This window comes from Thalassovita taeanensis, from assembly GCF_900110775.1.
In the GTDB taxonomy this organism is placed as follows: Bacteria; Pseudomonadota; Alphaproteobacteria; order Rhodobacterales; family Rhodobacteraceae; genus Litorimicrobium; species Litorimicrobium taeanense.
On sequence record NZ_FOEP01000005.1, the window covers coordinates 1 to 11,051 of the forward strand.

At 55.8% G+C, this 11,051-nt stretch carries 10 protein-coding genes; 2 read left to right on the forward strand and 8 right to left on the reverse strand.

Annotated features, from left to right (window positions below):
* The 8 genes from BSF79_RS20060 to BSF79_RS08565 form a co-directional block, all read right to left on the reverse strand.
* The coding region (locus BSF79_RS20060) for a transposase (protein WP_245776355.1) at positions 1-302 on the reverse strand (302 nt) is incomplete at its 3' end.
* 174 nt (positions 303-476) lie between these two features.
* On the reverse strand, positions 477-1,169 hold the full coding sequence (locus BSF79_RS08535) for a TetR/AcrR family transcriptional regulator (RefSeq protein WP_139246403.1): 693 nt from the start codon (positions 1,167-1,169) through the stop codon (positions 477-479).
* Between the two features lie 17 nt (positions 1,170-1,186).
* A complete protein-coding gene (locus BSF79_RS08540; protein WP_090269486.1) occupies positions 1,187-2,347 on the reverse strand; it encodes an acyl-CoA dehydrogenase family protein in 1,161 nt (386 codons plus the stop codon).
* Positions 2,348-2,349: 2 nt separating this feature from the next.
* Positions 2,350-3,159, reverse strand: coding sequence for a crotonase/enoyl-CoA hydratase family protein (locus BSF79_RS08545; RefSeq protein ID WP_090269487.1), 810 nt, complete (start codon positions 3,157-3,159; stop codon positions 2,350-2,352).
* 11 nt (positions 3,160-3,170) lie between these two features.
* Positions 3,171-4,331, reverse strand: a complete 1,161-nt coding sequence (locus BSF79_RS08550; RefSeq protein ID WP_090269488.1) for an acyl-CoA dehydrogenase family protein — start codon at positions 4,329-4,331, stop codon at positions 3,171-3,173.
* Positions 4,332-4,385: 54 nt separating this feature from the next.
* Positions 4,386-5,537 carry an acyl-CoA dehydrogenase family protein gene (locus BSF79_RS08555; protein WP_090269489.1) on the reverse strand — a complete coding sequence of 384 codons (1,152 nt, stop codon included), beginning with the start codon at positions 5,535-5,537 and terminating at the stop codon, positions 4,386-4,388.
* Positions 5,538-5,891: 354 nt separating this feature from the next.
* Positions 5,892-8,471: a hybrid sensor histidine kinase/response regulator gene (locus tag BSF79_RS08560; RefSeq protein ID WP_139246404.1), complete on the reverse strand. Its 2,580-nt coding sequence runs from the start codon at positions 8,469-8,471 to the stop codon at positions 5,892-5,894.
* 30 nt (positions 8,472-8,501) lie between these two features.
* Complete coding sequence (locus tag BSF79_RS08565) at positions 8,502-9,026, reverse strand: putative pterin-binding protein (RefSeq protein WP_245776356.1); 525 nt, start codon at positions 9,024-9,026, stop codon at positions 8,502-8,504.
* 325 nt (positions 9,027-9,351) lie between these two features.
* Here BSF79_RS08565 and BSF79_RS08570 point away from each other — a divergent pair, with 325 nt between their 5' ends.
* Complete coding sequence (locus BSF79_RS08570) at positions 9,352-9,957, forward strand: response regulator transcription factor (protein ID WP_090269690.1); 606 nt, start codon at positions 9,352-9,354, stop codon at positions 9,955-9,957.
* A gap of 328 nt (positions 9,958-10,285) precedes the next feature.
* Positions 10,286-10,996 carry a lysozyme family protein gene (locus tag BSF79_RS08575; protein ID WP_139246405.1) on the forward strand — a complete coding sequence of 237 codons (711 nt, stop codon included), beginning with the start codon at positions 10,286-10,288 and terminating at the stop codon, positions 10,994-10,996.
* The last annotated feature ends 55 nt before the right edge of the window (positions 10,997-11,051 follow it).

Genomic DNA, 11,051 nt, shown 5'->3' on the forward strand with positions numbered 1-11,051 from the left:
CCCGCCTCACTTTCCGCTCCACGGCTTGAGCTTTCTGGACAAAAAATCGCTGGCCACGGCCAGCTACCCGATCTTGGCGTGCAGCTCCTTGACCTGCTCCTCGTCAATCTCGGGGGGGGGGGCTTGCCACCACGCTCGAACACGCCGGATGCACCTTCCAGAAGCGCTTTCTTCCATGTGTGGATCATCGTCGGGTGAACCCCGAAACGGCTCGCCAGCTCGGCCACCGTCTGTTCACCCTTCAGCGCTTCCAGCGTCACTTTTGCCTTGAACTCAGGCGCATGCTGCTTCCGTTTCGACATCTCTGATCTCCTTCTCGTCGAAGATCAGCAGACAACAAATCGTAGCTTACATCAGTGTCCGATTTTCGGGCGGGAGCTCACGCTGTTGCCTGAGAGTAGCAGTCTGCTAGAAACAGGGAACGAACTCTGATCGTTGGTTGATTTGTATGGCACATCACATGCTGCCGACCATTTTCAACCGTTCAAACTTGACCTCACCCCAAGCATGTTCTCGATCAGGGTATAATATTCGATCTTCAATTCGTCGGCTCCAAGTCGCCCGTCGTCTTTGTACCAGACAGCAATTCCCATCAGCAAATTGTACATCGCAATCGATGCTAGTATCGGGTCGGATACCCTAAATACGCCTTCTTCTACACCTTCCTCGATCAGTCGCAGGCCGATCATTTCGAATTCGCGTCGTAACTTCATGAACTCATTCAGGAATGATTTCGGAAGCATTCTGGTTTCCGATTGTGAAATGACCGCTTCATGTTTGCGCAGTGTGTTCCAATCCACAAGTGTCGACACGTATTTTCGCAACTTCTCTTTGACTTGATCATTGTCTTCGAAGGACTCGAGAATTGCATCGACCAGTTCGCGCAGTGTGTCGCAAACGATTTGGGCCACAAACTCCTCTTTGCTGTCTATGTAGTTGTAGATTGAGCCTGCCTGAAGCCCGGTTTCACGGGCTAACAATCTCAGGCTCATCCCCTCATACCCGTGTTTATACAACAGCGAGATCGCATTCTGGCGAAGGGCTAATTTGGTATGTTCCCCCTTGGAACCCCGCTTTCGCATTTGGTCTCTCACTTTTTCCGTACAGCCCAAGGTCGCAATATCGGCGGCGCACCCTTCCGGGGCGACTATATCGCCACTACCTGCCACGATTTCAGAAGAAAGTCTTACATCCGCTTTGCGATTTCGTCCAACATCACTTCTGTTGCGCCGCCGCCGATTGTCATCACTCTGGAATCGCGACCCAACCGTTCGATTGCACTGTTTTGCAGATACCCCGCGCCACCATGTAGCTGCAGGCAGTCCCTGACGACATCTTGCAGCATTTCCCCTGATAGCGCCTTGATCATCGAGATATCGCGCACACAATCCTCGCCACGCACATGCCGTTCGGCTGTGCGATAGACCAGAGCGGCACTTGCTTCCACCTTAGCTGCATTCATCGCCATGCGATGACGATTGGCCTGCAAATCCCACAGCGTCTTTCCATAGATCGCCCGAGATTTAAGGTGATCGAGCGTAACTTTCATGGCTTCTCGTGCCATGCCAACGCTCATCGCCCCAAGTACCAGCCTCTCGTTTTGGAAATTCTGCATGATGGCGTAAAACCCGCGGTTTTCTTCGCCCAATAACCTGTCCAAAGGCAAAATGGCATCTTCAAACACCAGCTCGGCCATGTCTGACGACAACATTCCATGCTTTCGTGGCATCGGCAGCTTTGACAACCCCGATGTATCTCTGTCCACGATGAACAGGGAAACTGAACGGCTGGGTCTGTCATCCGCAGTCAGGGCGGCGACGATGATCACGTCGCCATGGAGCGCATTAGTTGCATAAGTTTTTGTCCCATTCAGCACCCACCCATCTTTTGTGCGCCGCGCGGTTGTTGTCATAGCGGCGACATCTGACCCAGCGTTCGGCTCAGTTACCGCAATGGCGCAAATGGTCTTCCCAACAACAAAGTCGGGTACAAATTTTTGGCGCTGTTCATCGGTGCCGCAGCGCGAAATATGTGTCGAGGACATATCGGTGTGAATACCGATCGCCTCGGACAAGCCGCCATAACTGGTCCGCGCCAGTTCTTCGGCAAAAACCACCGCTGCCACTGGACCCATTGCCGTTCCGCCAACGTCGGTCGGGTGGCTGAGGCCAAGTAAGCCATGCTTGCCGAAGTGACGGTAGACCTCATGTGGTATGGTGCCATTGGCCTCCCAGTCATCGCCGTGCTGCATGATTTCATCGGCTAAACAAGCGCGGATCTCTTGACGCAGTGCTGATATCTGAGGGTCCTCAAAGGAGGATACTGCCCAAGGCGTTTCCGTCGGCATTTTCAGCCCTCCCTAGCGTCGGCAAACACCGGTGCGCGCCGCATTCTTCTGGATTCAACCGTTTCAACCTGATCGGGGCCGCCGACCAGCTTTTGCTGCTCTATGGTTTCTTGGGTAAGCCGATCACGTGCGGGCTGATCATAGGCACCGTTAAACAACCGCTTGAGCGCACGCATGGCGCTGGGGCTTTTGTCTGCGATGTCACGGGCGGCTTGCAGTGCTTCGGTGTGGGGGGCGTTGGACAGGCGGGTGGCTAAACCATATTCATGTGCCTGCGTGCCGTTGAACACGCGCCCCGTAAAGCCAAGATCGCGCACCAAATCTTCACGTACCAGATGACACATCAGATGGGTGGCGCCCATGTCGGGCACCAACCCCCATTTGACCTCCATCAGCGCCATTTTCGCATCAGGCGCCACAAAGCGCATGTCCGCCCCAAGGGCCAATTGAAATCCGCCGCCCAGAGCAAAACCATGCACCGCCGCGATAACGGGAACCGGCATTTCACGCCAAATCCATGCAGCATATTGGAAGCGGTTGCAGACGCCGTGGGTGCGGGTGACGATATCGGCGGCACCAGCGATGGCGCCGCCTTCCATCTCTTTCAGCACGTCCATATCAATACCGGCGCAAAAGCCGCTGCCCTCGCCAGAAATCACCACGGCGCGCAGCCCTGCCGTGTTTTTCAGCTGTGTGCCGCAGTCGATTAACGCATCAAACATCGCGCCATCAAGCGCGTTCGATTTATCCGTTCGCACAAGGCGGACATCAGCAACACCTTGATCAATTTCATACGTAACGCGATTTTTCATGGTTTTTCCTTTCAGAACCGCTTGGCGATCTCTTCGAGCATCACTTCGGTCGCTCCGCCGCCGATGGTTTGCAGGCGGGCGTCACGGACCATGCGCTCAATTGGGGTGCCGCGCATATATCCCATGCCACCGTGCAATTGCAGGCAGCTGTTTACGACCTCGACATGCACTTCGCAGGCCAAAACCTTGGCTTGAGAGATCTCGACAGTACAATCCATTCCCGCAGCCTCCATCGCAGCAGCATGGTAGGTGAGGCTGCGGGCGGCTGAAACTTTGGTGGCCAGCATAGCAAGTTTTTGCCGTGTCGCCTGAAGATCCCACAGGGTGCCACCAAACACTTCGCGCAGACGCGCATGATCGATCGTGAGCTCGATCGCACGCATGCTTGCGCCCATGCTGTAGCCTGCCAAAACCAATCGTTCGTTCTGGAAATTGTCCATGATGGCGTAGAAGCCCTTATGGAGATCACCAAGAAGGTTGTCCGCTGGGACTCGCAAGTCCTCGAAAAACAGCTCGGCAGTGTCGGAGCAGAGATCGCCGTGCTTCAACAGCTTTTTACCAATGATCAGCCCCGGCGTTCCCTTTTCAACGATGAAAAGAGAAATCCCACGGCTCCCCTTGGCCTCGGGGTCCGTTCGGCAAGCGATAATATAGACATCGCCGTAAATGCCATTGGTGATATATATCTTTGATCCGTTAATCACATACTCGTCGCCATCACGCACCGCACGGGTCTTTAGCCGGGCTACATCTGACCCGGCGCCGGGTTCGGTCACCGCAATGGCAGCAACTTTTTCACCTGTGATAAATTCAGGTAGATATTTGAGCTTTTGTTCTTCTGTCCCACGACGACTGATATGCGTCGCAGACATATCGGTATGCACGAGAACCGAGGCAGGCACGCCGCCGTAGGTGCTTCGCCCAAGTTCTTCGGCGAACAACACCGAAGCCACAGGCCCCATGTCAGTGCCGCCGTGTTCGACCGGGTGACGCATGCCCAAAAGGCCCATTTCGCCGAGGCTTCTGAAAACGCTCCGTGGGATCATGCCTTCATTTTCCCAGGCCTCACCGTTTGGCAAAACAGTCTGTTCGATGAACCGGCGAAGCTGCTCTCTCATCATCAGTAGTTCGTCTGGCAGTCCAATTGGTTCTGCAAAGCTGATCGTGGTCATGGGGACGCCCCTAGTGTTCTTCGAAAGGTTTTTGAAATGAAACGCGTTGGGCGCCTACAAAAGTTTGGCGACCTCATCGAGCATGACCGACGCTGCGCCGCCACCCAGAGAGAACGGGCGAGTGTCGCGCCATATCCGCTCGATTTCTGTTCCGCGCATATAGCCGGATGCTCCGTGCATCTGCACGCAACTGTCCACGACACGTTTCATCGTTTGAGGGACGGTCGCCTTCATCATCGAGGTTTCCATGCGCACATCAAAACCGCGACTTTTCTTGGCTGCAGCATGGTAAATCAATAACTTGGCGGCGCTTATTTCGCTCACATGGCTGGCTATTTCGTGCCGGATGGACTGCAGATCCCAAAGCGTTTTACCATAGGCGGGGCGGGTTTTGACGTGCTCAAGCGTGATCTCGATTGAGCGCTCCATCATGCCGATGCATTGCGAGCACAGGGCCAAGCGTTCACGCTCCAACCCCCGCATCAGGCCATAAAATCCGCGCCCTTCTTCGCCGATCAGGTTTGCTGCGGGCACCCGGAAATCGTCAAAGAACAACTCACTCATGTCGGATGAACACCAGCCTGTTTTTTCAAACTTGGCCCCCACCGAAAAGCCTTTGCCTCCCTTCTCAACAACAAAGATCGAATAGCCCTTGGCACCCTTTCCATTCGGATCGGTGCGCGCGATGGTAATAAAAACATCGGCTGAAATCGCGTTGGTGATAAAGGTCTTTTGCCCGTTCAATATCCAGTCATCTCCGTCCCGTACGGCCGTGGATTTCAAATTTGTCAGGTCCGATCCACCGCCCGGTTCGGTCACCGCAAACCCCATGACGCGCTTGCCTGCGGCGATATCCGGGATAAACCGGCTTTTTTGCTCAGGCGTGCCTGAACGCACAATCACTGGCAGCGCCATATCCGCGTGGTCCGAGATTGACGCTGCCAAGCCGCCAAATCCCGAGCGACCCAACTCTTCGCCAAAGACGACAGTTCCCAAAGCGTCGAGCTCTGCGCCACCATATTCTGCCGGAACGCCAAGGCCCAGAAACCCAAGCTCCCCCATACGCTCGTAGACATGCGGGGGGATTATCCCCGCCTCTTCCCACGCACTTGCCTCGGGGGCAATTTCGCTCGCAATATATTTGCGGAGCTGCTCTCTAAAAAGCCGATGCTCTTCGGCAAGATACTCGCTGTCCAAATTCAACATGTAGGAACTCCCCCTCGGGCGGCGCAAAACCGCTTTGCTCGCCTATCTCAAAACAACAATACAAACGGTTGTTAGATTATTTGTAGTGGCGACTCGGGCTGAGTGTCAAGCGTACTATGTGGTTCCCGAGTGCCGCGATCGACTGCGAACAAAAATGCGTACGTGAGCACTCCCTCACGTACGCAACTGAATGCTCAAGGCGTGTTTGCTAAACTGGGGTGCGAGAGAAGGCATTTGTTCTGCGGAGGCGAGATTGGGGCGGCGCGTCAGGTTGGTCTGGCGCGTATACTCACCGCGCGAGAGAGGGGCACGTGCAGCGCGCTGTCCTTGTTTGGCAACGACGGCAACTGCCAATCAGCGCCGGATGGCGTCCAGCGTCTGCACCAAGATGGCTTCGAGACCGGCCCTATTGGTTGCGAAGCCAGTATAGTCGCGTGCCTTGCCGTAGGTTTCGAGGTTCTGAAGCCTTTGCTGAAGGGCCGTTGCGCCGAACATTGCGGAGGCGCCAGCCAGATTGTGGGCGGTTTTCGCAGCCGCATCCGCGCTGTCGGTGTCTACGGGCACTTGCAGTGCGGCAATCTGAGCGCGGGCCTCAGTGGTGAACTGCTGCAGGATTTTTTGGTATTTGTCGTCGCCCAGCATTTCCTTCAACTCGCTCAATACTGTGTCGTCAACAAGCACGACCTCTTCCGCGCCGACGTCCTTCCCAAACGGACCGGGGCCATCCGGGCCAAGGCTGGACAAGGCGGCAACGATTTTCGCGCGGGTCACTGGCTTGATCAGGCACAGCTGCATTCCAGTATCCTTAAACTTCTGCTGTTCGGTTGCCATGGCGTGGGCTGTCAGCCCGAAAATCGGGCTGTCAGCCGAGCCCCCATTTGATTTGCGGATTTCTGCAGTGGCGGTGACGCCATCCATGTTGGGCATGCTAATATCCATCAGGATCAGGTCAAACCGGGTTTCAGTGGCGCGGGCCAAGCCCTCCAACCCATCTTGGGCTTCGGTGACGGAATGGCCAAGACCTTCCAGCATTTCGCGGGCAACGAAGCGGTTGATGCGATTGTCTTCGACCACCAGAACCGACAATTTACGCTGCTGATGCGCGCCATCTGTGATCGCATCAGGCGCGACCGCCAGATCGGGCGCAGCGACAGCGTCAGCTTCCTGCCATGGAAGGCGCAACCAGAACGTACTGCCCTCTCCAAGCGCGCTTTCAACCCCAATGCTGCCCTGCATTGTCTCGGCGATGCGTTTGCAGATGCCAAGGCCCAACCCGGTGCCTTCGGCGCCACGGCTGTACGACGCGTCGATCGTGACAAAGTCCTCAAACACGCGGGCTAGGTTCTCTTCGGCGATGCCAATACCGGTATCAGACACGCGAAATTCCAGTTGTGACGCGCCGTCGTCGGCTGTAGCCCGCCCGATCAGAACCCGGACCTGCCCACCAGAGGTAAATTTTACCGCATTGCCGATCAGATTCAGCAGGGTCTGTTCTATACGGAAGGGGTCACCGCGCAGCAGAAAATTGTCGGGAATTGAACTTTCGACGCTGATCTGCGTTTTTCGACTGGTGGCAATCGGGCGGCTGACTGCAGCAGCATTGCGGGCAAGGGTGACAGGCGAAAATGGCTGATCAGCCAGTTCCATCCGGCCTGCCTCGACCTTGGAAATATCCAGAACGTTGTTGATGTGATGCATTAAAAGCGTGCCCGAGGTCCGCATGACATCCAGATATCGCTCCTGCTTTTTGGTCATCCGCGTGGTCTCAAACAGATCCAGTGTGCCAATAATGCCGTTCAGGGGCGTGCGCATTTCATGGCTCATGACCGCTAGAAAGTTCGACTTGGCCTTGTCGGCGGCCAATGCGCGGTCGCGGGCGTGGGTTACGTCGGCCTGCGCCTTTAGCCGAGCCGAGATGTCGCGCATGAACGAGACGATAATCTTTCCGCTCGCGCCGTCAGAAGAGGCCACCGAGACTTCCAGCGGGAATTCCTCGCCATTGCGCCGTATTGCGATTAGTTCGACCAACCCTGCATCTATGATATCACTTTCACCAGTGTTCGCGAACCGCTCCATACCTTCCTTGTGTTCGGTATGCTTATGGGCAGGGGTCAGTAGATCAACGAGATGCTGCCCCAGCACCTCGGCGCGCGTATAGCCGAATATCTGGCTGGCGGGCGCGTTGAAATCGAGAATCCTGCCCCGATCATCAGCGACCACGATCCCGTCCAGCGAGGCCCCGACCATGGATCTGAGCCGCGTGTTACTTTGTTCCTTGGCGCGACTTTCGCGCTCCGCAATGCCAAATTGGCGGAACAGGATCAGCAACACTGCGCCAAGAGCAAGGATCATTGCGCCCGATAGCAGGCTGGTTTTCAGAAGAAGCGACGATAGAAAAGCCCGCTGTTCGGTCGCCACACGCGCGAAAATGCCGATCCCGTCAATCGCCACGACACGTGCCGCCGTGCGCAGGACAGGCATCTGCGCACGGATCGGCCCGATTGCATCGTACAGCCCCTCATCCGGGCCATCGATAAGGGGCAGTATCCCATCGAGAAACTTCGTAATATCGGCCAGCGCTGATGCAGCGCCTGAGGTTTCGTTAATCGAACGATAGGTCGGACCATCGGTCAGAACGCTGAGGCGACTGTAAAGCACATCGAACCGTGTGCGAACGGTGCCCAGTGCGACTTTAGATGCGCCCGGATGCGCCGCGTCGGACAGGGCCAGATTGAAGACAAGCAGATCAACCTCGAGCTGAGAAAGGTTCCACTGAATGTTGTCCTGCGATGTTGTGCGCAGTTGGCGCAGTTCGGTGCCGACTTGCTTCCCCAAGACAGCCAGCATGACCAGCCCTGCCAGCATCAGGGCAGACAAGAGCATGACTTTATAGCGTCCGATCTGCCGGATGACGGGGAGTGCTGGCTGTTTCACGTATCGCGGCCTTTGGTCTGATTTGACTGGTTAGTCCTTGATCACGATACGGTCCAATTGCCACACGCTTCGTGAATAGATCACCTCGTTGCGATAATCATCATTGGAGTCGTAAGGGTAAACAACCCATAGCGGGCCTTTTTCACGCACAGACATTGGTACATCATTCAGGAAATAGGCAACGATCGGGCCGTCATCGGCAAGGCTATCCACTGGAATATCAACGGCATAGTCATTGATCGCGGTGGCACGCAGCGTGGCGCCTTGTGCATCAACATATGCCACCAGGGCTTTCAGCGGAACGCCGGTGAATTTCTGCGGCCCCTCTGTCCAGATCGTATTGGTGGTGAATTCCATGGCTCCCAACTGCTGAAGCATTTCGATGTCGAAAACGGTTGTCTCGCCGTTATTGGTATGCTCGACTGCACCGCTTATGGTCAGCAGAATTTCGCCCTGCGGCAGGGGCAGGTTGTCGGCGGTTGCAAAGGTTGATGAAAGGCACAAGGCTGCGGTGAGCAGGCAGGATGCCATTGGCCGAAAAAACTGTTCGCGCACGTTTGTTGTCTCCTCTAAATGTTTGATGGACGTGGGTCCATGCATAGTGAGCGCACCTCTCGCTGAATGTGGCTTGCGCGCCGTCTTGATGGCGTTCTATCGCCTTTTGAGTGGTGCCACATCTGCGCAGGGGTATAGCCCTCTATCCTTTTGCATAGGACTTATGTTCAAAAAGTTTGTATACTTAAGCGAAGTGGAAAGCTTATCTAGACAATCAAAAGGGGCATTTTCGCTCTGGATGGCGCAAAGGCACCCGTGGGTAAGCATTTGTAAGGGTTATTAAGTTTCGGGGCCAAGTACCGAAGCAGAATGAAGAAGGTGAATGATGAGGATATTGGTTGCCGACGATCACGATCTCGTCCGGGAGACAATCGCGGCCTTTCTTGAGAAGGAACAGCGGGTCATTGTCACTCAAGTGGCGACGCTGGATCAGGCCCTAGCTGAGATCAACAAAGCGGGTACGTTCGATCTGGCGCTGCTGGATTACACGATGCCAGGCATGAATGGTCTTTCTGGCTTCGAACGCGTTATGGCTGCGAATGGCGGCAACCCAGTTGCCTTGATTTCGGGGACGGCGAACAAGGATGTCGCCGAAAAGGCGCTGAAACTTGGCGCTGCGGGGTTCCTGCCCAAGACAATGTCGGCGAAATCCATGGTCAACGCGGTGAGGTTCATGGCGATGGGCGAGATTTACGCGCCGCTGGATTTCATGACCGCCGAAGAGGAAATCAACGCAACCAGCAATCTTACCCCACGCGAAATTCAGGTCCTGAAAGGCCTGTGCGATGGTAAGGCCAACAAGGAAATCGCGCGAGACAACGACCTGCAGGAAGTGACAATCAAACTGCACGTAAAGAACCTGTGTCGCAAGCTGGGCGCGCGAAACCGCACCCATGCCGCGATGATCGGGCGTGACCGTCAACTGATTTGACCCGCACCGCTCGGTCAACGCCTGACGGTAGCAAACCCCACAACTTCACAGCAACCTTCCCGTCCCGACACCGCCAGACTCTGGCTTGGTTGCGGGACGGTTCCATTTTGCAGGGGTGTCAACTTTTCAGTGCATACGATCTGTGCTGACGCGTGGTGTCATATGCTGCGAACGAATGGCGTGCACTATCCAAAAGGCGAAGCCCCTATTCCTCCAGCGATGCAACCTCGCCCTTTCCGCCCATGAATGGCATTTGGGCATCTGTCAGGGTCTCTTCATGATATATTTCCGGCGGTTTCATCCGCTGGAATAGTAGTGGAGATAAATCGTGACACATTCTGTTCTGAAAGTATTTTCGTTGGCTCTGTCGCTGACGGCCGTTGGGGCGCCCGGTGCAAGTGCCGATGGGGCTTCGTATAAAGGGTTTGAGTATCAGTCCAACGTGCGTTTCGCACCTGCGTCCGATGTCGGGCTTTTTTCTGACGGTGCGCGCTTTAACCTCAGGGTGATCAAGGCCTCGTCGAATACGAGAGTCGGCAAGGTTGCAGCACTGGACCGTTCGGGGGGGCGGATCAGCCGCCTGAAAAGCCTGATCGCCTTGGCCGAGGCCGGCCCACACGGCTATGATGCGGTGCAGTATTCGGCGACGCGCAAGCCGGGGGCACGGCCAACCGAGATGACTTTGGCCGAGATTTTTACCTGGATAAAACGCACGCCGGGCCAGAACCACGCTATTGGACGGTATCAGTTCATCCCCGCGACGCTGCGTGATCTGGTCCGGCGCGGCGGGATCCCAATTTCGGCCCGCTTCACTCCGCAGCTTCAGGACCGGCTCGCTGATATCCTGCTGCAGGATGCGGGGCTGCATGCCTTTCAGTCCGGACGGATCAGCCGCACACGCTTCATGAACAATCTCTCGCTGATTTGGGCCGGACTGCCGACCAGTTCCGGCAAATCTGCCTATCATGGATATGCGGGAAATCGCGCCACGATCAGCTGGGCGACCTACAATCAGGAAATGGCCGCGATCTTTCGCTGACGATGTGGCGCCTGCCATCGCTTCCCATTCCTTCCCCGCCGCGTTTGCGGCCTTG